The following is a 23,273-nucleotide window of genomic DNA, read 5'->3' as shown; positions in this document are numbered from 1 at the left end:
GGCGAACCGTCCGGCCGGCGGGGCTCACCCCCGCCGGTCGGACGTGGACCGGACGAGACACGTCAGGTCAAAATGAACGGCATGCAACTCAACAGCCCAGTCCTCATCACCGGAGCGAGCCACGGCCTCGGCCAGGCCACGGCCGAACTCCTGGCCTCCCAGAGCGTCCCGCTGGCCCTGTGCGCGCGGAACCCCGCGCCGCTGCACGAGTTCGCGGCGAAGCTGCGCGCCGAGTACGACGTGCAGGTCGCCTCGCGCGCGCTCGACGTGAACGACGGGGAGCTGCTCGTCGACTTCGTGCACGAGGCGGGCCGGCGGCTCGGCGACCTCGGCGGGGTCGTGGCGAACGTCGGCGGCGCCCGCGGCCGCAGCCTCACCGACACCGAGCCGGACGACTGGGCCTACACGCTCAACGTCAACGTGGTGAACGCGATGACGGCCCTCAAGGCGGCCCTGCCGCAGCTGCGGCGCCGCGGCGGCGCGGCCGTGCTGGTCTCCTCCATCTCCGGGTCGAAGCCCTCCCCCGGGCTCGCGTACGGCGCCACGAAGGCCGCGCTCAACCACGCCGCGACGATCCTCGGCCGCGAGCTGGGCCCCACGGGCGTGCGCGTCAACGCGGTCGCGCCCGGGTCGATGCTCATCCCCGACCGCAACTGGGACCGGATGCGCGTGGCCGACCCCGGCCGCTACGAGGCGTTCCTGGAGGAGTTCCCCGCGAAGGAGCTGGTGGACCCCAAGGACGTGGCGGAGGTCATCGCGTTCCTCCTGTCGGACAAGGCGAGAGCGGTGAACGGCGCCGTCGTGCCGGTCGACGGCGGCCAGAACGCGCCCAGCGCCTACGGCTACTGAAATCCTATATCCTATAGGAAATAGGATATAGGGTTACGCGGATTCCTCGGCGGGCTTCGGGCCAGCGAAGCCGCCCAAGAGGAACGGCACGACGCACAGCGCCACGACGGCGCAGAAGACGCACAGCATCCCGTAGCCCCAGTACTCCACGATCGGGCCCGAGGCGATGCCTGCGCCCATGGCCGCCAGGCCCATCACGAGGTCCGAGAAGCCCTGCGTCGACGGGCGCTGCGCGGGGGTGACCGCGCCCGTGACGAGCGCGGCCGAGCCGACGGTCATCGCGGACCAGCCGAGGCCGAGCAGGATCAGCCCGATCGTGATGCGCACGTGGTCGTCCGAGGGCGCCGAGCCCGCGACCGCGCACGCGGCGACGAGGATCGCGGTGCCGCCCACCAGGACCGGGCGCGAGCCGCGGCGGTCCACGAGGCGGCCGACGACCGGCGCGAGGGCGTACATGCCGCCGATGTGCAGGCCGAGGATGACGCCGACGACGGTGAGGGCCTGGTCGGGGTCGGCCATGCCGTGCTTGATGTGCAGGGCCGTCATCGCCATGACGCCGACCATGACGAAGTGCCCGAGGGCCGCGGCGACGACGCCGGTGCGCACGGCCGGATTGGCCTTGGCGGTGCGGAACCCGTCGGCGATGGAGCGGCGCGGCGCGTCGGTCTCGCCGCTGATCTGGCGGGCGGTGAGCAGCGGGTCGGGGCGCAGGAACACGCCGATGACGGCGGCGGTGAGCACGCACAGGATCCCGATCGCGGCCATCGAGCCGACGTACTCGGGGCCGCCGAACCAGGCCGCCCACGCGCGCTCGGCGAGCCCGGCGACCGAGGGGCCGACGACGGAGCCGAGCGTGGTCGCCCACACGACGATCGCGAGGTGGGAGCCGCGGCGCGCCTCGGGGGCGAGATCCGCTGCGGCGTACCGGGACTGGAGTCCGGCGAAGGAGGCCGAGCCGAGCAGGAAGTAGCCGAGGACGGCGACGGGGGCGTTGTCGAGGTGGATCGCCGCGATGATGACCAGCGTGCCGGCGACGGCGCACGCGTAGCCGAAGGCGAGGCCGCCGCGGCGGCCGAAGCGCTCGGTGATGCGCACGGCCGGGACGACGACGAGCGCGGAGCCGCCGACGAAGAGGCTCTGCGCGAGGCCCGCGTAGGTCGACGAGCCCGTCATGTCCTCCACGAGGAGGGCGCCGACGGCGATGCCGATGCCCACGGCTAGGCCGCCGAGGACCTGCGTGGCGAACAGGGTGCGCAGGACCCGCTTCTGGATTCGAGTCGTGTCCGTTGGAGTGCGAGGTACAGCGTTTACTCCGGTCCGGGTGGTGGGGGGAGACGGGTGGGACGCGGTCACGGGGTGTCCTTTCTGGAGTTGTAGACCGGGCCGCTGAGGTCGGCCCGGGTCCCGGTCAGATCGGCGGCGTCGCCGGACCGGAGGCATAGGCGATCGCGTCGGCGACCGCGGGGGCGGCTTCGGGGTCGAGCCGGGAGGTGCTGATCCGGATGCCCTGGTCGCCGTGGAAGGAGAAGCCGCGGCCGGGGGCGACGGCGTACCCGGCGTCGCGCAGCGCGACGACCGCGGCCGTCTCGTCGGCGACGGGCACCCACAGGTTCAGGCCGGAGGTCCCCCACGTCGCGATGCCGCGGGCGGCGAGGGCCTCCCGCAGGGCCGTCTGGCGCTCGACGTAGACGCGGCCGGCGCGGCGGATCGTCTCCGCGACGCCGTCGTCGGTCCACGCGGCGATGACGAAGTGCTGGAGCAGCCGGGAGACCCAGCCGTGGCCGAGGGCCATGCGGCCCTGGATGCGGGCCTTGGTGTCGGCGTCGGCGGCGACGAGGGCGGTGCGCAGGTCGGGCCCGTAGGGCTTGGAGACCGAGCGCACGAACATCCACAGGTCGGCGGCGTCGGCGACGAAGTGCAGCGGCGTCTGCGACAGCTCGGCCCAGTGGTCGTCCTCGATGACGAAGACGCCCGGATGGCGGGCGATCACCTCGCGGAGCCGCCGCGCGCGTTCGGCGGAGACCGTTGCGCCCGTGGGGTTCTGGCCCCTCGACGTGAGGATGAACGCGCGGGCGCCGGAGGCGAGCGCCGCGTCGAGCTGATCCGGCAGCGGGCCCTCGCCGTCGATGGCGATCGGCGCGACCTGGTATCCGGCCGCCAGGAGCAGGTCGCGGCCGCTGGCCCAGGTGGGCTCCTCGATCGCGATCGTGTCGCCGGGTTCGAGCCGGGCGGCGAGGCCGCGCTCGAACGCGTCGAGGGCGCCGGAGGTGACGGTGAGCTCGCCGCGGACGCCGTCGGCGGCGAAGCGCTCGCGGGCGAGGTCGAGCAGGTCGGGGCAGGGGCCGCCGTCGCGGTAGTTGCCGCCGCTGATCTCGACCTTGTCCCGCAGAAGGCTCAGGTCGGGCAGGAGCGCGGGGTCGGGCTCGCCGGAGACGAGGTCGCGGACACCGGCGGGCACGGTGAGCGTGCCGACGGGCGTGAACGCGGACCGCTGGCGCACGAAGGTGCCCGCGCGGCCGCCGGTCTCGACCACGCCGCGCTCGCGCAGCCGCCGGTAGGCGGACGCGACGGTGCCGGGCGCGACGCCGAGGTCGGCGGCGAGCTTGCGGACGGGGGGCAGGGTGCGGCCGGGCGCGAGCTCGCCGGAGCGCACGCCGGCCTCGACGCTGGCGGCGATCTCGGTTGCCGCGGCACCGGTGATCTGATACTGTACCGACATAACTTCAGTATTGTATCAGTACATATGTTACGATGGGAGCCCCCCTCGATGTCCACCCTCGAATGCCCCTCCAGCGGCCGGTTCGAGCAGACCGAGCGGACGACGCCGAAGCGCTCGCGCGAGCGGGTCACCTACGAGAAGGCCGAGTCCTACCGGGTCCTCGACGAGGCGCTGTTCTGCGACCTCGCGTTCGTCGGCCCCGACGGTGCGCCCCGCATCCTGCCGACGTTCCATGTGCGCGTTGGCGACACGCTGTACGTCCACGGCTCCACCGGCGGGAGCATGGGACTGGGCGCGCGCGGGCCGTTCCCGGTCACGGTGAGCGCCACCGTGGTCGACGGGCTCGTCTTCTCCAAGAGCTGGTTCCACCACTCGATGAACTACCGGAGCGTCGTGGTGCACGCCGAGGCCCGGCTGGTGGAGGACGAGGACGTGCGCTGGAGCACGTTCAAGGCCCTGATCGACCGGTTCGCGGAGGGCCGCTCCGAGCGGTCCCGCGAGGCCAGCGAGAAGGAGAACGCGATGTCGGCGCTGCTCGCGATCCCGCTCGAAGAGGTCTCGATCAAGCAGCGCTCGGGCGGGCCCGTAGAGGAGCCCGAGGACGAGGACCTGCCCTTCGAGAACGGCGTCGCGAATGTGCGGACCCTTGTGACCGGGCGGTTGTAGACTCCGATCCGCGCGGTGCCGGGCGCGGCTCGGCCACCTGGGCCGTATGGGCGCTCCGGGGGTGTGAGCGGGTCGTGGGAACTTCTTGCTCCGAGCGGTCCGGCACCGTCGTGCAAAAGCACAGTCGCGGGGACGAGAAAAGGGCGGACCGAGAGGTCCGCCCTTTTTGCTTGCAGTGCTTAGATGCCCGCGCCCACGCTCTTGTCCGCCTCGGCTTCGGCCTCGCGCCGCGTCTCGTCCTTGTCGAGGCGCCACACGGCGATCGAGCCGCCGCCGGCGACCGCGATGACGAAGAACGCGAACGTCCACGTGTAGGGCCATTCGGGGGCCGCGTCGTCGGAGTTCTGGAGCAGCACGCCCTCCTCGCCCGCGGCCCACCAGATGGCCTGGCGGATCAGCTGGAGGAAGTCGCGGTCGCCCCAGGTCTTGCCCTCGCCGCCCGGGGAGGCGTAGAAGGCGTGGTGCGACTCGGAGCTCCAGGCGACCGGGTCGCCGGAGCCGAGCTGCGCGAGGATCGTCGACTCCGGTTGCACCGGTTCGGGATCGAAGAAGTACCAGCGCTCGTTGAGCGTCAGCTCCTCGTCGAGGCCGTCGGTGATCGGGGAGCCGGAGTTGAACGAGACGTCCTGCTCGGTGGGCGGGTCCTGCGGCGGCGCGAGCGCGGTGGCGCCGATCATCTCGCCGTAGAAGTTCCAGTCCGGCTCGCTGAGCGCGGCCGAGTTCGTGGCGACGAACCCGCCCCCGCGCGTGACGAACGACTGGAGCGACGCCTCCTGCGCCTGGTCGAGGATGTCGACCCCGGTGTTGACGAAGACGACCACGTCGACGTCGCCGAGGTCTTCCAGGTCGGCGGGCCCGCCCTCGGTGAGGGTGAAGTTCCAGCGGCGGGCCTCCATCTGGAGGCGCTCGACCGCGTAGTCCGCCACGTCCTCGGCCTCGGCCCCGGTCGTCAAGACGAGCACCTGCGGCCCCCCGGCGGCGAAAGCGGCCGAAGGGGCGAAGGCGGGCGCGCAGGCCAACGCGACGACGATGCACAGTCGCAGGAGGGTTCTCACGTCAACTCCAAGATGCCGGTCCGGTTTGCCTCATAGCGAATCACGGGGGCCCGAGGCGTCGGAAGGCAGCTCGGCCCTAAAACGCGCCCCGCCGGTGCGCGACGTGCCCCGCCCGCACATGGCTGAAGCCGCCCAGAGCCGCATGAGTGGTGTCTAGGTGGTGTTGTCCGGGCTAGGGCGGTGATGGGGTTGGGGTTCGGGCAGGCGGCGACGGAGAAGCGCGGGATTGGTCCGGGGGGCGTGGCCGGGCTGGGGCGACGACGGAGTTGAGGTTCGGCCAACCAGCGACGGGGATGGACGGGCTCGATTCGGGGTGCGTCGCCGGGGCGGGGAGGGTTCGGGTGCCGGTGGTGCGTGGGATTGGTTGGGCGTGCGCGGCTGGGTTGAGGCGGCGTTCGGGTCGGGGTTCGGGCGATCAGCGACGGCGGAGCGCGGGGTCGGTTCGGCGTGCGTTGCCGGGGCGGGGCGGGGTCGGCTCCCGGTGGCGCTGGCCTGCTCGCGGGGGCGCGGCGCCGACAGCGGGCGCGGGTGCGGCAGCGGGTGTGGCGTGGTCGTGGTGTGCATGGTGTGTCACCTCCTTCGCAGGTGCGGCCTCCCGGCCTCCTGGCATCCGGCCTCTGTCTGCGGGCGCCAGGCCTCGATGCCGGTGCCGGTGTCGTGCCGGTCCTCGGCGGTGCGGCTTCCGTGGTCTCCCTTGCCCCTCCTGTCCTCCTGTCCTCCTGTCCTTCCCCCCGGCTCCGGTCTCGGTCCCTGTTTCGGGATCGGATCAGTTCTGGGGTCCGGGGCCTCGTCCCCCGGTTCCCGGTCCCGCCATGCTCTCGCCCGGCGGGTGTTCGCTCCCGTGGGCATACTCGATGCCTGGCGGGGTTGGTGCTCCCGTGACGGGCGTGTGCTCTCGCCCGCCGCGGGGTGATGCGTCCCGGTGGGCGTGTTGGCTGCCCGTCGGGAGAGTGCGCCCGTCCGGGCAGGCTTCGCCCGTGTCAGGAGAGTGTGTCCCTGTGGGCAGGCTCGCGCCCGTGTCGGGGTGGTGCGGTGGTGGGCCGTGGCCGCAGTGGTGCGAGTTTGTGCGTGTGGGGGTGGTGTCGCGGTGCCGGGTCCTCGAATGCCCGGCCGGGTGCGACGCGGCCCCTACGCGCATGTCGCGCCTGGTGCGGCGTGTGGTTCGGCCTGTCGGTCGCTTGGTGTTCCGGTCGTGTGCCTCGTAGCGGACACCGCCCGGGGTCGAGGTGATCCCTTCCCCGGGTCCCCCGCCCGATCACCATGCCCCAGTGGGGGGTGGTTGACTGCTGCGGGTCCCGATAGCACTCCGGGGATGAGATCTGCCGTCGGCCCGACACCTTGCGTCGGCGGCGCTGCCTCGGAGATCGTCTGGTCTGCCGGTCGGCCAGAGGCTTGGCTTAGTCTGCTTGCACCGCCCGACACCTGTACGATTTCCCTGTCCCTGTGCGTACCCCAATCATCCCTCGCACCAGGCACCACTGTCATCACCCACACGCGGGGAACATCCTCACGTTCCACCCCCGGACCCCCACGGCCCCAAGGCAACCCGCCCCACCCCGGCCCACCGTCCACCCTCTCGTCGCCGCCCGCACGAACCCCAACCCCCACCCCACCCGCAAGCCGGCAGCGAGCAGTTGGGAAGCGAAAATCCCCTCCCTTTCGGGAGGGGACGATCAAAGCGCCAAACTCAGGGCGGGCGCTTCATGATGCGGCGGGTCAGCCGCAATGGCTCCAGGCGCTCGTCCAGGTGGTCGAGCCGACGGAGCCGCCCCATTTGACGCAGGTGTTGGGGGCGGACTTCTTCACCGGGCCTGCGTAGTAGGCGAAGTTGCCGGAGTCCTTGGTGGTGGTGCCGCCTTCGACCTGGAGGCTGGCGGAGACCGCGGAGGCGGTGCCGACGCTGGTGTACTTCAGGGTCACGACGCAGTTGTAGCCGTTGGAGCTGTTGTACATCAGGAAGACCGCGCCGACCGTGCCGAGAGCGTGCTGGTTGATCTGGGAGTAGCCGGAGCCGCAGACCTGGCCCGGGGTGTACGGGTTGCCGCCGGAGCAGCCGTTGGAGGAGGTGACGGCCTTCTTGGTGCCCAAGGGGACCGAGACGCCCTCGACGACGGGGCTGACGACCGAGCCGCTGGCGTTCCGCTGCTCGTAGTGCAGATGGGGAGCGGTGGATCCGCCGGTGGAGCCGACGGTGCCGATGACGGTGCCCTGCGAGACGGACATGGAGGAGCCGGGGGCCTTCACCTGCGTGGCGAGGTGGGCGTAGCGGGTCTGGGTGCCGTCGGAGTGGACGACCTTGACCCACCGGCCGTAGCTGGTGGAGCCCTCGTTGTAGAAGTAGGCGGTGCCCGCGGCGGTGGCCCGGACGGTCTCGCCGTTGATGGCGTCGGACCCGTAGGTCTGCCAGTCGATGGAGTTGCTCGGGTTGTGCCCGCCCGACCAGTTGTTCGCGTAGAACGTCTTGTTGCAGTTGAACGGGCTCTTGTGGGAGACGGCCTGCGCCGTGAAGTCGTCGGCGTTCGAGACCAGGGTCGGCGCGAAGGAGGCGGCGACCGCGGTGAAGAGCGCCGCGACGAGGAGTGCGATTCGTCGGTTTCGGTGTCTCATAAGGGGAACGTACCGAAGATTTACTCCGTTGTGAAGATCACATATGAAGAAAACTTTCTTACAAACGGGTCAGCCGCGCCCCCGCGGACGGGGACGCGGCCTGCTGCTTGACCACTGCTACTTATACAGAGCCCGTGCAAGTCGGCGCTGCGCGATCCACATGCCGCCCACCGCGAGCGCGAGGAGGTAGGCGATGTGGACGAGCATCATCGGGCCGAGCTGGCCGAGGCTGATGCCGCGGACGAGCTCGATGCCGTGGTACAGCGGCATGACGTAGACGATCGGCTGCGCGAAGGCCGGGTAGGCCTCGACGGGCGTGAAGGTGCCGCCGAACAGGAACATCGCGAAGACGACGGCGTTCATCCAGTCGAAGTCGGTCCAGTCGCGGAACAGCGTGGCGAGGGTGAGGCCGATCCCGGCGAACGCGAGCGCGATGAACACGCACGCGGGGATCGCCAGGAGCGCCCACCAGGAGTCGAGGAGTCCGAAGAGCCCCATGACGACCACGAACGCGCCGATGTAGGTGAAGCCGCGGATGAGGGCCCACCAGACCTCGCCGAGGGCGACGTCCCAGGGGCGCAGCGGGGTGTTGAGGATGCCGTCGTAGACCTTCATCCACTTGAACTTGGCGAACACGTTGATGGAGGTCTCGGCGAGGACGCCCATCATGGCGGCGTTCGCGAGGATCGCGGGCGCCACGTAGGCGGTGTAGGAGACGGTGGTGCCGTTCGGGAGCGTGATGTCCCCGACGAGGGCGCCGACGCCGAATCCGAAGGCGAACAGGAACAGCAGCGATTCGACGGCGCCGGAGAGGATGAGGATCCAGGCGCGGCGCATGGCGACCCAGTTGCGGTTGAGCAGGGCCCCGGAGTTGCGGAGGCCGGCGCGGGCGGCGCCGTAGGCGATGACGGACACGCGGGCTCCCTAGAAGTTCAGGCGTCGCTCGATGACGCGGCGGGCGGCGAACCAGCCCGTCACGGCGAGCAGCGCGAGGTAGGCGATGTGGGCGTAGGGCGGCAGTGCGGGCGCGACGTCGGCGGTGGCGGCCCGGGCGAGCTCGGTGCCGTGCCACAGGGGCGAGATCCACACGAGCGGCTGGAGGAACGCCGGCATCTGGTCGGCGGGGAAGAACACCCCGGAGAACAGGGAGATCGGCATGACGGCGAACCGGAAGATCATGTTCAGGTTCGAGTCGTTCTTGAGCGTCGAGGCCCAGGCGTGCATCCACGGGGCCATCGCGGCGGAGACGAGCGCGGCGGCGATGACGGCGAACGCGGCCCACCAGGAGGTGTAGACGCCGAAGAACGCCATGACGACCGCGACGATCGTGCAGTTCGTGAAGGGGCGGAACAGGACCGCGTAGGCGAGGTGGCCGTTGAGGATGTCCACGGGGCGCAGCGGGGTGGCCCGCTGGGCGAGGTAGCCGCCGCCCCAGTCGGCGTAGCCGCCGAAGACGGGGAAGACCATGTCGTTGCCGAGCATCATGACGGCGACGGAGCAGATGAGGCCGGGGGCGATGAACGCGGCGTAGTCGAGGCCGCCGAGGGAGGCGGGGTCGATGTAGGCGCCGACGCCGATGCCGATCGAGACCATGTAGAGGATCGGCAGGAGCACGGAGGTGAAGACGGTGCCGTGCCAGACGTGCTTGAAGAGGGCGAGCTGGAGCGTGAACGCGCGCCAGGCGCCGGTGAGGGCGGTGGGGGCCTCGCGGTCGACGGCCGTTTCCGTCGCGGCGGTTGCGGTGGTCACGCCTCGTCCTCCACGAGGGCGCGGCCGGTGAGGCGCAGGAAGACGTCTTCGAGGGTGGCGCGGCGGGCGAGGACCGACGACGGGTGGATGTCGCGGGCTTCGAGGGCGGCGTTCGTGTCGTCGGCGTCGTCGGTGTAGACGAGGATCTTGTCGGGCAGCGGCTCGATCTGGGCGCCGACGCCGTCGAGGGTGTGGGCGAGGGCGGCGAGCTCGGCGGTGTGGGCGGTGCCGAAGCGCAGCTCCACGACCTCCTTGGTGACGTGGGTGTCGATGAGCTCGCGGGGGGAGCCGGAGGCGATGATGCGGCCTTCGTCCATGACGACGAGGCGGTCGCAGAGCTGCTCGGCCTCGTCCATGTAGTGGGTGGTGAGGAGGATGGAGACGCCGCGGTGCTTGAGCTGGAAGAGGCGCTCCCAGACGAGGTGGCGGGCCTGCGGGTCGAGGCCGGTGGTGGGCTCGTCGAGGATGACCAGTTCGGGGTCGTTGATGAGGGACCTGGCGATGGCGAGGCGGCGCTGCATGCCGCCGGAGAGGTCGGAGACCTGGTCCTTGGCGCGGGCGCTGAGCTGCACGAAGTCGAGGAGCTCTTCGGCCTTCGCGCGGGCGGCCTTCTTTCTGATGCCGAAGTACCCGGCGTAGACCACGAGGTTCTCGAAGACGGTGAGCATGTCGTCGAGGGTGTTGTCCTGGGGGACGACGCCGAGGCGGGCGCGGATGGCGGCGCCTTCGGTGTGCGGGTCGCGGCCGAAGACCTCCAGGGTGCCGCCGGTGGGTTGGGAGACGCAGCCGATCATCCGCATGGTGGTGGACTTGCCGGCCCCGTTCGCGCCGAGGAAGCCGAAGGCCTCGCCGCGGCGGATCTCGAAGTCCACGCCGCGCACGGCCTCGTGCTCGCCGTAGCTCTTCCGCAGGTCGGCGGCGCTGACCAGGATCTCGTTGTCATCAGGCATGTGGTCGAGCCTAGATCCCTCATGTGACACCGTTCCACTCCTTACTCACCGTTATGAGCCTTACGCGATCCGGGGCGTTCCCTTACGTTGCGCTGGGTGAACCTGGGAGCCCGCTGTGAAAGGTAGGGCAAGCACTACCCCTATTGACGGGTCAGCGGTAGCGACTTCCAGGCCGCGGACGGGGAGGCTTGAGAGGTCGAGAACGACCCCGACAGATCGGAAGCTTCCATGACGCTCACCGCCGAGGCCCCGCAGCGGACCGGCAGCGATTTCGCGCAGCTCTCGCGTCGCATCAACGCGGCCGGGCTGATGCGCCGCCGTCCCGCGTACTACATCGTCCGCTTCGCCCTCACGGGCGCGGTGTTCATCGGCGGCTGGGTGGCGTTCGCCATGATCGGGAACACCTGGTGGCAGCTGCTGACGGGCGTGTTCCTCGCGATCGTGAGCGCGCAGGTCGCGTTCCTCGGCCACGACCTCGCGCACCGCCAGGTCATCCGCAGCCGCTCCACCTCCGAGCGGGTCGGCTGGTTCACCGGCAACCTCGCCAACGGCATGGGCTACGGCTGGTGGAACGACAAGCACAACCGCCACCACGCCAACCCCAACCACGAGGAGCTCGACCCGGACGTCGCGCCGGGCCTGTTCGTGTGGTCGAAGCGCCAGGCGGGCTTCGCGCAGGGCATCACCACCTGGTTCGGCAAGTACCAGGCGCAGCTGTTCTTCCCGATCCTCACCCTTGAGGGCCTGAACCTGAACGTCTCGGGCATCAAGTCGGTCCTCAAGCCGGGCCTGAAGAACCGCGGATTCGAGGCGCTGTTCCTCGCGATCCACTGGGCCGCGTACCTCTCGCTGGTCTTCACGTTCCTGTCCCCGGGCAAGGCGATCGTCTTCATCCTGGTGCACAAGGCCGCGTGGGGCGTGTACATGGGCTCGGTCTTCGCGCCGAACCACAAGGGCATGCCGACGTTCGTCGGCGAGACCGAGCTGGACTTCCTCCGCAAGCAGGTGCTGACCTCCCGGAACGTCAAGGGCGGCTGGTTCACCGACTTCGCGCTCGGCGGCCTGAACTACCAGATCGAGCACCACCTGTTCCCGGCGATGCCGTCGGTGCACCTGAAGTACGCGCAGCCGATCGTCGAGGAGTTCTGCATCGAGAAGGGCATCCCCTACCACGCGACGGGCCTGATCCAGTCGTGGAAGGAAGCCCTCGGCGAGCTCCACGCCCACGGCGAGCCGCTGCGCAACCCGAAGCCGCAGCCGATCAAGGCCGCGCTCTAGCAAACGAGTCTTCGAAGGCCGCTCCCGGCGACGGGGGCGACCTCGGCGCATCTCAGTCCCCGTGCGGCCCGAACATGCGCCGCCGGTCGCGCTCGCCGCGGCGGGCCGCCTCGGCGAACCGCAGCGCCAGCGCCGGGTCGGCGAGGAACGCCTCGTAGCGCTCCTGCGTGATCTCGAAGCACTCGCTTCCGCCGTCCCCCTTGGGGATCGAGAGGTAGAAGCGGCCGAAGACGGTCTCGACCCCGAGGGAGTAGCCGTGCTCGGGCGAGGTGTACGTGTCCTTGAGCTTCATCACTCGAAGGCGTTCGCGGCCTGGTCGCGCAGGGACCGCACGTGCTGCTCCAGGCCCATGAGCTGGCCGAACAGGGACATGTACTGGTCCTTGTCGGTGCTGGGGTTGATGCGCTGGAGGCGGCGCTTGAGGTCGGCGACCTCGGCTTCGACGACGGGCCGCTGGATGCGCGCGAGGATCGTGCGCACGTAGAGGGCGTCGGGCTCGCCCGCGAGCCGCAGCTCCTCCACGGCGAGTTCGGAGACGAGCGCCCCGGCGGCGATCTCGGCGCACGCGGCCTGGACGGCGGCGACCCAGTTGGGCCCGGCCGCGGCGTGCGCGGCGCCGCCCGCGGCGGCGATGGCCTCGCGCACGGCCCGGTAGTTCGGGTCGGTGTAGGGCGCGGCGTCGACGGCGTCGAAGTACGGCCCGGCGACCTGCGGCTGCTGCAACGCGACCTTGAGGACCTCGCGCTGGGCGCGCAGCTGCATCGAGTCGGCGCGCATCTCCCGGCGCGGCTGCGGCGGCGCCTCGGCGGGGGCCTGCCCGGCGGCGGCGCCCTGGACGGCGCGGCGCAGCTCGGCCTTCTCCTTGCCGAGCCGCCCGGCGTACACGCCGAGGTACTCCTCGACGAGGCCGCGGTCCTTGACGCGCGCGAGCAGCGGCGCGATGGCGCGCGTCGCGTGCAGGCGGCCCTCGGCGGTGTCGAGGTCGTGCTTGGCGATGGCCCGCTCGATCGCGAACTGCACCAGCGGCGTGTGCCGCTCGATGAGCTCGCGCACCGCGGTGTCGCCCGCGGACTGGCGCAGCTCGCACGGGTCCTGTCCCCCTGGGGTGACCGCGATGTACGTCTGCGAGACGAACCGCTGCTCCTCGTCGAAGGCCTTGAGGGCGGCCCGCTGGCCCGCCTCGTCGCCGTCGAACGTGAAGATGATCCGCCCGTCGGCGGACTCGGAGTCGAACAGGAACCGGCGCAGCACCCGGATGTGCTCGGCGCCGAACGCGGTGCCGCACGTGGCGACCGCCATCGGCACGCCCGCGAGGTGGCAGGCCATGACGTCGGTGTACCCCTCGACGATCACGACCCGGCCGGTCTTCGCGATCTCCTTGCGCGCCAGGTCGATCCCGTAGAGCACCTGCGACTTCTTGTACAGGGGCGTCTCGGGCGTGTTCAGGTACTTCGGGCCCTGGTCGTCGTCGAAGAGCTTGCGCGCCCCGAAGCCGATGACCGACCCCGACGAGTCGCGGATCGGCCACACCAGGCGCCGCCGGAACCGGTCGATGAGGCTGCCCGACCTGGACGGCTTCGCCAGGCCCGCCTGGGTCAGCTCCTCGGCGGTGAAGCCCTTGGCGCGCAGGTGCTTCGCGAGCGCGTCCCACGCGTCGGGTGCGTACCCGCAGCCGAAGGTGGCCGCCGCGTCGCGGTCGAAACCGCGTGCGGACAGGAACTGCCGGGCCGTCATCGCCTCGGGCGACAGGAGCTTCCCGGTGTAGAACTCGGCGGCGGCGGTGTGCGCGTCGAGGAGCCGCTGCTTCAGGCCCGGCTGGCCCGAGGGTCCGCGCTGGACTCGACCGTCGACGTCCTCGTAGGTGAGCTTGAGCCCGGCCTTCCCCGCGAGCCGTTCGACGGCTTCGACGAACGTGAGCCCGTCGAGCTCGGTGAGGAACGTGATCGCGTCGCCGCCCACGCCGCAGCCGAAGCAGTGGTAGACGCCGCGCGCGGGGGTGACGTTGAAGCTCGGGGAGCGCTCGTCGTGGAAGGGGCACAGGCCCTTGAGGTTTCCGCCTCCGGCGTTGCGCAGGGTGACGCGCTCGCCGATGACCTCGGCGATGTCCACCCGCTCGCGCACGAGCTGGATGTCGGCGTCCCGGATTCGCCCCGCCACTGTTCACCTCTTTCTGCCTCCACCATTCTGCCTGCCGGGTCCGACACCGCGGCGGCGGACGCGGCGGTTGTGAGGCGACGCGGCGACACGCCCGCGGCGAACGTCACGTCCCCTTCGGGCGGCCCGGAACCGCTTGGCGCCGAAGAACTTCGAGGTCGAACCCCCGCTGTACCATGTTCCTCGGTCACATCTTTCCCGACCACGCCTCACGGCCTCGCGCCCCGATCGGCTAGAGTCGCCTATCATGCCGGACCCATCGCCCGAGCAGCCGCCCTCCTGGCCTCCCACCAGCGAACCCGCGGCCACACCCACGAATCCGCCCCGAATCACCGCGCGCGGGGTGGGTCACCTGCCTTCCGCAGCGCCGGAAGAAGAGGCGTCGTCCGATCCCCGTCCGCCCGCGGGCCCGAACCTGTTGGGCGACCCCGCGCCCCGCGACGACCTCGACCCCGAGGCGCGGCGGAACGAGTGGGCGAGCGACCTCGGCGGCGCCCAGCCGCCGCGCGCCGGGGAGGTCCGCGGGACGCTCTTCGAGACCCCGGGCGCGCCTCCGAGCGCGCCCCCGCAGCAGCAGGGCGAGTGGGGCGAGTCCGCCGACTGGCCGCCCCGCTCGAACCAGGACTGGATCTCCCAGCAGTCGCACACCGGCCGCGGCCTCACCGGAGGCGGCGCCGCGTGGCCCCCGCCGGGCGTCCCCGGACAGCCCGGCCCCGCCGACCCGCAGGCGTTCCGCCCCGACCCGGGCGCCGCCCCCGCGTCCGGGCCCGGCTTCAACGCCCCCGAGCCGCAGCAGGGCGGGAGCCTGGAGTTCCCCGAGCTGCGCGCCGACCCGTACGAGGCCGACGTCTACGGCCAGACCCAGTACCGCGGCGACGCCGGCGGGCAGGACCTCTACCAGTCCGACCCGTACCAGGCCGACCGCCTCGCGGCCGAGGCCCAGGCCGCCCGCGACGCGTACCAGGCCGAGCAGCAGCAGTACCAGGCCGACCCGTTCCCGGCCGCCCCGCAGGGCGCGTACCCGGAGCAGCAGCAGTTCCAGGAGCAGGCCGCGTTCGGACAGGGCACGGTCGGGCAGGGCTCTGTCGGGCAGGGGTCGGACGCCTTCGGCCAGGCCCCGCAGGACGCCTACCAGGACCAGGCGCCCGGCGCCTTCCAGGAGCAGCCGTTCGGCGAGCCCCGGTACGGGGAGCCGCAGTACGGCGAGTCCTCGTACGGCGAGCAGCAGCCCGGAGGCTTCCCCGAAGCGCCGCAGAGCGCCTACGGCGCCGAGCGGTTCCCCGCCGACGCCCCGGAGCCCTTCGGCGAGCAGGCCGCCGCCACCGAGACCGCCCCCGCCGAGGCGGTCCCCGCGCAGCGCCGCAGCGAGGAGACCGCGGCCGAGCCGGAGCCCTCGCAGGCCCCGCCGGTCCGGGCCGCGCCGCCGACGCACCGCGGCGTCCGCTACGCCATCTACGGCATCGGCGGGCTCATCACCCTCGGCCTCATCATCGGCATCGTCCTCATGCTGGGCGCGGCCCCGCCGAGCGAGCCGTCGAACCCGGGCGACGAGTCCGACGACGGCGGCGCGAGCGAGAGCCCCGGCGCCGACGCGGCCCTGAGCGCGGAGCAGTACACCGAGCTCGCGGCCGCCGCGGGCAGCGCCGAGTGGTTCTCGTGGCGCTACGGCGAGGCCGATTCCGGCTCTGGCGCAGAGGAAGTGGCCGCGACCGGCGGCGACGCGCTCGCCACCGAGCCGCTGTTGGGCGATGCGGACCGCAGCGTCCAGGGCCAGCTCGGCTACCTCACCGACGAGTCGGGCCTCAGCGGCATCGACCACGTCACCGCCGTCGAGTCCACCGACGACCTCATCGGCCTCACGCCGCGCGCGGGCGGCCGGTTCTCCGAGGACGGCACCCCTGAACTGGAGCTCCAGGAGGGCTCGACCGCCGAGTGCATCGCCGGGCTCGGCGTGGACCTCGGGCGGCCGGTCGCGCTGGCGCGGCCGGAGCAGAGCGCCGAGGTCAGCGCGCACTCGGTGATCGCGTTCTCGTCGGGGGTCATCGCCACGGCGGGGATCTCCGGCGCGCAGGGCGGCACGTGCCTGCTCCTGCCCGACGGGCAGGTGCCCACGGACGTGGCGCTGACCGACGGGAACGAGCTGGCGCTCGTGACGACGTGGAACCCGGCGTCGCAGACCGGTGCGCTCGTGGTGATCGCCATGGGCGACAAGAGCGGCTCGTACTCGTCGAGCTGGTCGGAGTCCTACCCCGGCCTGCCGAACCCCGGGCATTTCGCGTCGGCGCAGATCCTCGGGACCGTGGCGCTGCCGTTCACGGCGCCGACCTCGGTCGACGCGTGGTCGGACTCGGCGGGCTCGCTCTCGCTGGAGCGCGGGACCGTGGAGGACGGGGCGCACCGCGACACGGTCGCGGGCTCCGGATACGCGGTCGTGGGCGACCTGAGCGCGAGCCAGGTCGCGGTCGTGGACCTCACCTCGACGCTGCAGGGCGTCGCGGCGCAGTACTACGACGGGACGGCGCTGGAGTTCGACGCCGCCGCGGGCGAGGCGATCGGGTTCGACGGCGGCGTGGCCGACGTGGCCGCCGCGGAGGCCGGTCCGGCCGTCGCGACGAGCGACGGCACGGTCCACGAGCTGGACCGGGAGCTCGCGGAGACCGCGGCGACGGAGGTCGGGGCGAACCCGACGTGCCTGGTCGTGGGCGCGCAGAGCGGCCAGTTCATCGCGACGAGCCGCGGCACCGGGACGATCAGCTGGGTCGCGGGCGGCGAGGTCGCCAAGCAGCTCGCGGACTCGCGGCTGACCGACCCGCTGTGCGCTTCGGAGACGCCCGCGCTCGGCGTGAAGGACTACGCCGGGAGCGCCGCGGTGGTCCTGGTCTCCGACTTCGAGGGCCAGAAGCTCCACGCCTACCTCGACGGCCAGGCCGCGATCCCCGGCGGCGCGACCGTCGGCGGCGACGGCTTCAGCTATGCCGGGGCGTACGACGTCGCCGGAAAGCCCTGGGCCGCTTCGGTCACGGTCGACCTCGAATAGCACTCGCACCGAAGGGGGTGACCGCGGCCGCGGTCACCCCCTTCGCGCTTTGCCGGACCCGGCCGACGCTGGGATAATCGACCGGTGACGAATCAGCTCTCGCTCGCGGGGAAGCCCGTGTCGCCTCCCGTGGTCCTGGCGCCGATGGCCGGGATCACGAACCTGCCGTTCCGCAAGCTCTGCCGCGAGCAGGGTGCGGGGATCTACGTGTGCGAGATGATCACGACCGTGGCGCTCACCGAGCGCAACCCGAAGACCATGCGGCTCATCGAGTTCGACCCCGACGAGGAGACCCGCAGCCTCCAGCTCTACGGCGTGGACCCCGAAGGGGTGCGCAAGGCCGTGCGGATGGTCGTCGAGGAGGACCTCGCCGACCACGTCGACCTGAACTTCGGCTGCCCGGTCCCGAAGGTGACCCGGCGCGGCGGCGGCTCGGCGCTGCCGTGGAAGCGGCGGCTGTTCCGCGAGATCGTGACCGCGGCCGTGGACACCGCGGCCGAGCGGGGCATCCCCGTCACGGTGAAGATGCGCAAGGGCATCGACGACGACCACCTCACCTACCGCGAGGCGGGCCTCATCGCGCAGGACGCGGGCGTCGCGTGGGTCGCCCTCCACGGCCGCACCGCGGCCGAGCGGTATTCGGGGACCGCCGACTGGGACGCCATCGCCGACCTGAAGGACCTCCTCGACGTCCCGGTGCTCGGCAACGGCGACGTCTGGGAGGCCGACGACGCCGTGCGCATGGCCGCCCAGACGGGCTGCGACGGCGTCGTCGTGGGCCGGGGCTGCCTGGGGCGGCCCTGGCTCTTCGGGGACCTTGAGGCGGCGTTCAGCGGGCGGGAAACGCGCCTCATGCCGTCGCTCGGGGAGGTCGCGAAGGTGATGCTGCGGCACGCGCAGCTGCTCGTGGAGTGGATCGCGGGCGCCGAGTCGTACGAGGCGCGGCGGAACATCGACGCGGAGGAGCACGGCTGCCGCGAGTTCCGCAAGCACGTCGCCTGGTACCTCAAGGGGTTCCCGGTCGGCGGCGAGCTGCGCCGCGAGCTGGCGATGGTCTCGACCCTGAACGAGCTGGAAGACCTGCTCGGGAAGCTCGACGCCGACGCGCCGTTCCCCGTCTCGACGATCGGCAAGCCCCGCGGGCGCACCAACTCCCCCGGCAAGGTCTCGCTGCCCGACGGGTGGCTCGACGACCGCGACGACCGGACGGTCCCGGTGGGGGCCGAGATCGACTCCTCCGGCGGCTGAACCGCATCCTGCATCCTATTTCCTACAGGAAATACGATCCCGGACACGACAGCAGGGGCCTCCCGGTGCCGGGGAGGCCCCTGCTGCGGTCGTCGGGCTACTTGCCCTTCTGGCCGTAGCGCTTGTAGAACTTGGCGACGCGGCCCTCGTCGTCCAGGACGCGGCTCTTGCCGGTCCAGAACGGGTGCGAGGCCGAGGAGATCTGGACGTCGATCACCGGGTAGGTCCGGCCGTCCTCCCACTCGACGGTCTCGGCCGAGGTGGCCGTGGACCGCGTGAGGAAGGCGAAGTCGGCGCCGCGGTCGCGGAAGACCACGTAGTCGTAGTTCGGGTGGATGCCTTGCTTCATTCCTCAATCCCTTCCTTGCCTTCGAGACAACCCTCGAACGGGTCGGCGTATTCCCGCCACGCGTCCAGGCCCGCGGCGGCCTCCTCGTCGGTGAGGAGGCACGCGTCCAGGACGGCGGCCAGCTCGTCGGCCGCGAAGTGCAGCCCGACGAACGCGAGCTGGATCTCGCGGTCGCCGTAGTCGTCGTCCCAGTGCAGGTCGGCGTTGACGCGGCGCTCGGGGCTGGACTCGCCCCACTCCGCGTCGGGGGTGGCGGCGAGCCAGCGGCCGAGGCCGCCCATGGAGACCCCGCCGCCGCCGGACTCCCAGGCCCCGATGAAGTCGGGCTGGGAGGCGAGCCACAGGTGGCCGCGGCCGCGGAGCGTGGAGCCCGCGATCTTCGGGAGCGCCGCGTGGAAGCGGCCGGGGTGGAACGGGCGGCGGGCCCGGTAGAGGGCAGCGACGACGCCGCAGTCCGGTTCGGGCTCATGGCATCCGACGCTGTAGCCCTCCAGGCCGCGGCCGTACGGCTCGGGCCCGTCGGGGTCGAAGCCGCCGCTGCGGCGCAGGCGCGCGGAGAGCCAGACGGGCTCGTCGAGGTCGACGACGAGGTGGCGGGCCCACGGGTTGAGCCGCTGGAGGAGGACTGAGACGCGGGTGTGCTCGAAGTCGGCGTCGGCGCCCGGGGCCCACATGACGACGGTGTCGGCGTACTCGATCTGGCGGGCGGCCGTGTCGGCGACCGAGCGGGTGTCGTCGTCGGCGGCCTGGAGTCCGCGGTCGGCGAGGTCCTGGTCCGAGTCGAGCGTGTCGAGGAGGGTCGCGGGGTCGCAGACGGCGACGACGGAGTCGATGCGGATCGCGTCGGTCACGGGCCTGCCGTCGATCTCGCACCAGGAGCAGGCGGCGGCGACGGTCTCGGGCTCCATGGACGGCGGAAGGACCAGGGCCAGGTCGCCGCCGGGCCGCTCGCGGGCCAGGCGGACGAGGGCCGGGAGGAGGTCTTCGCGGACGGTGCAGGAGAGGCAGCCGTGTTCGAGGGCGGTGCGCTCGTCCTCGATGACGCCTCTGCCGTCGCGGACGGTGCGGCGGACGGTGCCGTCGGCGACGAGCGAGGAGAGGTCGTAGGAGACGACGAGGAGGGCCGGGTCGGCGCGGGTGAGCAGGTCGGCGGTCGCGCGGGTCGCCTCGGGTGCGAAGCCGGTCAGGAGCGTCAGCGCGGGGCGCAGGTCGGCCTGCGGCGGTGCCGCGCCGGGCTGGGCGAGCTGGGACATGGGACCTCCGATCCAATTGAAAACGATTGTCATTATAGTAGTGCTCGACGAGAGGAGGGCGACCGTGTCCAGAACATGCGATGTGACCGGGGCCGGACCCGGGTTCGGCAACAACGTGCCGTGGTCGAAGCGGAAGACCCGCCGGCGCTGGAACGTGAACCTGCAGACGAAGCGGTACTACCTGCCCAGCGAGGGGCGGCATGTGCGGTTGCGATTGTCGACCAAGGGGATCAAGGTCGTGGACCGCGATGGCGTCGAGGCCGTCGTGCAGCGGCTGCGAGCACAGGGAAGGAAGGTCTGAGATGGCGTCCAAGAGCACCGACGTGCGGCCGAAGATCAAGCTGCGGTCGACCGCGGGCACCGGCTACACGTACGTGACCCGCAAGAACCGCCGCAACGACCCGGACCGGCTGGTCCTGAGAAAGTACGACCCGGTCGTGCGCAGGCACGTGGAGTTCAGGGAGGAGCGGTAATGGCGAAGAAGAGCGCGATCGCGAAGCAGCGGCGGCGCGAGGTCCTGGTGGACCGGTACCGGGAGCGGCGGTCGGCACTGAAGCGCCTGATCGCGGCCCCGGGGACCGACCCGGAGGAACGGGCGGCGGCCGTGCGGGCGCTCCAGCGGCTGCCGCGGGACTCCTCGCCGGTGCGGCTGCGGAGCCGGGACGCGGTGGACGGCCGTCCGCGTGGCGTGTATCGCAAGTTCCAACTGTCGCGTGTCCGACTCAGGGCGATGGCGCACCGCGGAGAATTGCCCGGAATACGGAAATCGTCCTGGTAGGAGCCTCACCTGAACGGTTGATAAGGCGACCCTGACCTGCGCCCCCGGCGATCCATTGGCATGAAACCGTTATGTGCCTGTCGCCGGGGGGCGCTAATCTGGGCGGTGCGAGTGCGCTGTGAGACTGCTCTCAAGCCCGGAACCATGCGAGCCGTTTCTGCGTTTGACTCGGATAGAGACTAAGGAGCGATGAACGCAATGGTCCAGCAATTGGAGACCGCCCCGGCCGAGGCGCCCGAACCCGTCGAACTGTCCGACGAGGTCGGGGCCGACGTGCCCGCCAGCCCCGCGTCCCTGTGGGCGTCGGAGAGCCGCGGCCACTACTCCATCACGCACACCGACCGCGCCGCGGCCCCCGCGTGGGTCGACTGCGACTGCGTCATCCACAGCGACTGAGGTTCCGGTACCGACGGGTGCGGCCGCGAGGCCGTGCCCCGGTCCGCCTCGTCAGCCCACTTCCACGAGCGAGCTGCACCGTTCGAGCGTCGTGCCGTCGGGGCGGCGGATGACCGCGCCGCCGTCGAAGTCCAGGTCCGCGTAGAGGCCGTCGGCCCAGACCGGGCAGCTCACCACCGTCTCCCGTGACTCGCCGTCCTCGGTGACGACGACCGCCATGCGCGCCTCGCCGGGCACGGTCGTCACCAGGGTGAACCCCTGGAGCAGCTCGTACCCCCACCACTGCGCCCGCACCGTCGGGTAGGCCGTGATCTCCCAGACCGCGCCGGGCGCGGGCGCGATCGTGCGCGCGTCGTCCTCGGGGAACGCGAACGGGCAGTCCGCCCGTTCAGTGTCGAGCGCGCAGGCGTCGAGGTGCGCGCGGAGCGCCCGGTCGATGAGCGCCGCGCCCTCGGCCGAGACGGTGGGCCACGGGATCGGCAGCCACTCGTCGGCGTAGTCGCCGCCGAGCGGGATGAACCGGTTCCCCAGGGTCAGCAGGACCCCCTCGGTCTCCAGTTCCATCGTGGACGGCAGCTCGGGGTAGAACTCGTAGATCCCCGGCAGCAGCACGATGTTGGTGATCCCCAAGGCCTCGTCGACCGGGACGGTGACGCCGTTGACGTCGAGGTGGTCGAACGCCGGGTACGCCTCGCTCCCGCTGAGCGCGTTCTCGATGCGGACCTCGCCGTCCTCGATGCCCACGAAGTAGCGGAACCCGATGCGGGTGCCGTCGAACGCCTCGATCTCGGCGTACACCTGCGAGACGTACCGGCCCTCGCGGGCGCTCGGCGCGCTCGCGACCTGCCCGACCTCGACGATGCTCCAGCGGGTGTCGAGCGCCTCGTCCACGAGGAAGTCCCCCGTGGCGTGCGGCTGGTCGGTGAAGGCCAGGGCCCCCCGGATGTCGCCGGCCTGCGCGGCCTCCAGGAAGGCGGTGACGACGCCCTCGGCGTCGCGCTTGCCGAACGGGGACCACTTGGCGACGGCGATCGCGCCCGCGGCGACCAGGAAGAGGACCGCGGCGAGGGCCATGGCGGCGTTCGGGAAGCGGAAGCGGCGCCGCGGTACGCCTATAGTGGTCGGAACCGGAGGGGCCTCGTCGGCGGGCGCGTCGACCGCGCCGAGGTCGATCGCGTGCTCGTCGCCCCAGCGGTCGGGTGACGCCGCTCCGGACACTCTGGCTCCTCGACTGCTACCGTGGTGCACAAAGTGTAGCGTTCTCACACGGGACCCCCGATGCCCTCGACCAGCTGGATCAGCGCCCCCGCAAGGCGACTGCGGGGGTTCGCCTCGCGCATCGTCCGCCGCACCGCGCCGATGCCGCGCCTGCCGTTCGCGGTGGCGCTCGCGGCCTGCGCGGCGGCCCTGGCGGTGGCGGTCGAGTGGCAGCCGCTCCCCGACGACGGCATCGCCGACGTGACCGAGCTGGGGACCGCGCCCGCGCTCGGCCCCGACTTCACGTCGGGGCGGCAGGTCGAGTTCGAGATCCTGGAGTACGGGTTCAGCCCCGTCGTGGACGAGCTGGGGACGCCGCGCGTGATCCTCGGCGCGGTCCTGCGCAACCCGTTCGACGCGGACATGCCCACGCCCGGGTCGCTCGACGTGTGGGCCGTGGCCGAGGACGGCACCGAGGACGACCTGGAGAGCTTCTACCCCAACCCGATCCCCGCCGACACGACGGTGCAGCTCGGGTTCGTGCTGTCGGCCGCGCTGTTCGACACGCCGATCGAGAACCTGCGGCTGACCTCCCGCGAGCCGTCGTTCCTCGCCCCCGACCCCGAGGGGCTCACCGAGGAGGAGCGGGGCTGGACGTTCGTCGCGCCGCTGCCGGAGGTGTCGGTCGTCTCGGTGGAGCCGCTGCTCAGCCCCGACGGCTACCGCGTCCACTACCGGGTCGTGAGCGCCGTCGAGCAGGAGATCCGGGTGTCCATCATCTTCCGGAACGCGGACGGGGTGCTCATCGGCGGCCTGCCCGCCGGGCAGGACCCGTTCTCGTTCGACCTCGGCTCCGCGGGCTGGCGCACCGTCGGCGAAGGCGAGTCGGTGCAGGAGCTCGACCTGCACGCGGCCTGGATACCCGAAGGGGCCGACCTCGACAGGATCGAGATCGGCCCCCGCACGATGGGCGGCGCCTAGCGCGCGG

At 71.8% G+C, this 23,273-nt stretch carries 22 protein-coding genes; 10 read left to right on the top strand and 12 right to left on the bottom strand.

Annotated features, from left to right (window positions below; translation table 11 throughout):
- Window positions 1-81: 81 nt before the first annotated feature.
- Window positions 82-849 (top strand): SDR family NAD(P)-dependent oxidoreductase, encoded by a 768-nt coding sequence (locus B0I28_RS01290; protein WP_181245590.1) that lies wholly within the window; start codon window positions 82-84, stop codon window positions 847-849.
- Between the two features lie 33 nt (window positions 850-882).
- Here B0I28_RS01290 and B0I28_RS01285 read toward each other — a convergent pair whose 3' ends face one another.
- A complete protein-coding gene (locus tag B0I28_RS01285) occupies window positions 883-2,289 on the bottom strand; it encodes an MFS transporter (RefSeq protein ID WP_106362006.1) in 1,407 nt (468 codons plus the stop codon).
- Window positions 2,258-3,568, bottom strand: coding sequence for an aminotransferase class I/II-fold pyridoxal phosphate-dependent enzyme (locus tag B0I28_RS01280; protein WP_106362005.1), 1,311 nt, complete (start codon window positions 3,566-3,568; stop codon window positions 2,258-2,260). Before B0I28_RS01280 ends, B0I28_RS01285 begins: the two co-directional genes overlap by 32 nt.
- Window positions 3,569-3,616: 48 nt before the next feature.
- On the opposite strand from B0I28_RS01280, the gene B0I28_RS01275 reads away from it, so the two are divergent.
- Window positions 3,617-4,234, top strand: a complete 618-nt coding sequence (locus B0I28_RS01275) for a pyridoxamine 5'-phosphate oxidase family protein (protein ID WP_181245589.1) — start codon at window positions 3,617-3,619, stop codon at window positions 4,232-4,234.
- Window positions 4,235-4,413: 179 nt separating this feature from the next.
- Here B0I28_RS01275 and B0I28_RS01270 read toward each other — a convergent pair whose 3' ends face one another.
- The 5 genes from B0I28_RS01270 to B0I28_RS01250 all read right to left on the bottom strand — a co-directional run bounded on the left by B0I28_RS01270 (window position 4,414) and on the right by B0I28_RS01250 (window position 10,595).
- Window positions 4,414-5,289, bottom strand: a complete 876-nt coding sequence (locus tag B0I28_RS01270; protein ID WP_106362003.1) for a ThuA domain-containing protein — start codon at window positions 5,287-5,289, stop codon at window positions 4,414-4,416.
- 1,716 nt (window positions 5,290-7,005) lie between these two features.
- Window positions 7,006-7,896 (bottom strand): M23 family metallopeptidase, encoded by an 891-nt coding sequence (locus B0I28_RS01265; protein ID WP_106362002.1) that lies wholly within the window; start codon window positions 7,894-7,896, stop codon window positions 7,006-7,008.
- Between the two features lie 117 nt (window positions 7,897-8,013).
- Window positions 8,014-8,811: an ABC transporter permease gene (locus B0I28_RS01260; protein ID WP_245888842.1), complete on the bottom strand. Its 798-nt coding sequence runs from the start codon at window positions 8,809-8,811 to the stop codon at window positions 8,014-8,016.
- A 9-nt stretch (window positions 8,812-8,820) separates the two neighbouring features.
- Complete coding sequence (locus tag B0I28_RS01255; protein WP_106362001.1) at window positions 8,821-9,645, bottom strand: ABC transporter permease; 825 nt, start codon at window positions 9,643-9,645, stop codon at window positions 8,821-8,823.
- Entirely contained in the window at window positions 9,642-10,595 is a 954-nt protein-coding gene (locus B0I28_RS01250) for an ABC transporter ATP-binding protein (protein ID WP_106362000.1), read from the bottom strand. Before B0I28_RS01250 ends, B0I28_RS01255 begins: the two co-directional genes overlap by 4 nt.
- Before the next feature lie 228 nt (window positions 10,596-10,823).
- Here B0I28_RS01250 and B0I28_RS01245 point away from each other — a divergent pair, with 228 nt between their 5' ends.
- A complete protein-coding gene (locus B0I28_RS01245; protein ID WP_106361999.1) occupies window positions 10,824-11,873 on the top strand; it encodes a fatty acid desaturase family protein in 1,050 nt (349 codons plus the stop codon).
- Window positions 11,874-11,925: 52 nt separating this feature from the next.
- On the opposite strand, the gene B0I28_RS01240 is transcribed toward B0I28_RS01245, so the two are convergent.
- Together B0I28_RS01240 and dnaG are read right to left on the bottom strand one after the other, a co-directional pair.
- The gene (locus B0I28_RS01240; protein WP_106361998.1) at window positions 11,926-12,165 is read right to left on the bottom strand and encodes a hypothetical protein; all 240 of its coding nucleotides are present in this window, start codon (window positions 12,163-12,165) and stop codon (window positions 11,926-11,928) included.
- Window positions 12,165-14,030 carry a DNA primase gene (dnaG, locus tag B0I28_RS01235; RefSeq protein WP_106361997.1) on the bottom strand — a complete coding sequence of 622 codons (1,866 nt, stop codon included), beginning with the start codon at window positions 14,028-14,030 and terminating at the stop codon, window positions 12,165-12,167. Before dnaG ends, B0I28_RS01240 begins: the two co-directional genes overlap by 1 nt.
- 415 nt (window positions 14,031-14,445) lie before the next feature.
- Between dnaG and B0I28_RS01230 the strand changes: the two genes are divergently transcribed.
- Both B0I28_RS01230 and dusB read left to right on the top strand, forming a co-directional pair.
- On the top strand, window positions 14,446-17,064 hold the full coding sequence (locus tag B0I28_RS01230) for a hypothetical protein (RefSeq protein ID WP_106361996.1): 2,619 nt from the start codon (window positions 14,446-14,448) through the stop codon (window positions 17,062-17,064).
- Between the two features lie 84 nt (window positions 17,065-17,148).
- Entirely contained in the window at window positions 17,149-18,312 is a 1,164-nt protein-coding gene (dusB, locus tag B0I28_RS01225; protein WP_106361995.1) for a tRNA dihydrouridine synthase DusB, read from the top strand.
- A gap of 97 nt (window positions 18,313-18,409) precedes the next feature.
- Here dusB and B0I28_RS01220 read toward each other — a convergent pair whose 3' ends face one another.
- Together B0I28_RS01220 and B0I28_RS01215 are read right to left on the bottom strand one after the other, a co-directional pair.
- A complete protein-coding gene (locus tag B0I28_RS01220; RefSeq protein WP_106361994.1) occupies window positions 18,410-18,661 on the bottom strand; it encodes a type B 50S ribosomal protein L31 in 252 nt (83 codons plus the stop codon).
- Entirely contained in the window at window positions 18,658-19,914 is a 1,257-nt protein-coding gene (locus B0I28_RS01215) for a CobW family GTP-binding protein (RefSeq protein ID WP_219926489.1), read from the bottom strand. Before B0I28_RS01215 ends, B0I28_RS01220 begins: the two co-directional genes overlap by 4 nt.
- A gap of 64 nt (window positions 19,915-19,978) precedes the next feature.
- Between B0I28_RS01215 and rpmB the strand changes: the two genes are divergently transcribed.
- From rpmB to B0I28_RS01195, 4 genes are all read left to right on the top strand, one after another.
- The gene (rpmB, locus tag B0I28_RS01210) at window positions 19,979-20,215 is read left to right on the top strand and encodes a 50S ribosomal protein L28 (protein WP_106362589.1); all 237 of its coding nucleotides are present in this window, start codon (window positions 19,979-19,981) and stop codon (window positions 20,213-20,215) included.
- A 1-nt stretch (window position 20,216) separates the two neighbouring features.
- Complete coding sequence (rpmG, locus tag B0I28_RS01205) at window positions 20,217-20,387, top strand: 50S ribosomal protein L33 (RefSeq protein WP_106361992.1); 171 nt, start codon at window positions 20,217-20,219, stop codon at window positions 20,385-20,387.
- Window positions 20,387-20,692, top strand: a complete 306-nt coding sequence (gene rpsN / locus B0I28_RS01200; RefSeq protein ID WP_106361991.1) for a 30S ribosomal protein S14 — start codon at window positions 20,387-20,389, stop codon at window positions 20,690-20,692. Before rpmG ends, rpsN begins: the two co-directional genes overlap by 1 nt.
- Window positions 20,693-20,881: 189 nt before the next feature.
- The gene (locus B0I28_RS01195; RefSeq protein ID WP_146147934.1) at window positions 20,882-21,088 is read left to right on the top strand and encodes a hypothetical protein; all 207 of its coding nucleotides are present in this window, start codon (window positions 20,882-20,884) and stop codon (window positions 21,086-21,088) included.
- A 51-nt stretch (window positions 21,089-21,139) separates the two neighbouring features.
- Here the strand turns inward: B0I28_RS01195 and B0I28_RS01190 are convergent, their stop codons facing one another.
- Window positions 21,140-22,306 carry a hypothetical protein gene (locus B0I28_RS01190; protein WP_106361989.1) on the bottom strand — a complete coding sequence of 389 codons (1,167 nt, stop codon included), beginning with the start codon at window positions 22,304-22,306 and terminating at the stop codon, window positions 21,140-21,142.
- 60 nt (window positions 22,307-22,366) lie between these two features.
- On the opposite strand from B0I28_RS01190, the gene B0I28_RS01185 reads away from it, so the two are divergent.
- A complete protein-coding gene (locus B0I28_RS01185) occupies window positions 22,367-23,266 on the top strand; it encodes a 2OG-Fe(II) oxygenase family protein (protein ID WP_106361988.1) in 900 nt (299 codons plus the stop codon).
- The last annotated feature ends 7 nt before the right edge of the window (window positions 23,267-23,273 follow it).

Source organism: Glycomyces artemisiae (assembly GCF_003002955.1).
GTDB classification, from domain to species: domain Bacteria; phylum Actinomycetota; class Actinomycetes; order Mycobacteriales; family Micromonosporaceae; genus Glycomyces; species Glycomyces artemisiae.
The sequence above is the reverse complement of the archived record's forward strand: the minus strand, read 5'-3'. Positions and strand labels throughout refer to the sequence as shown.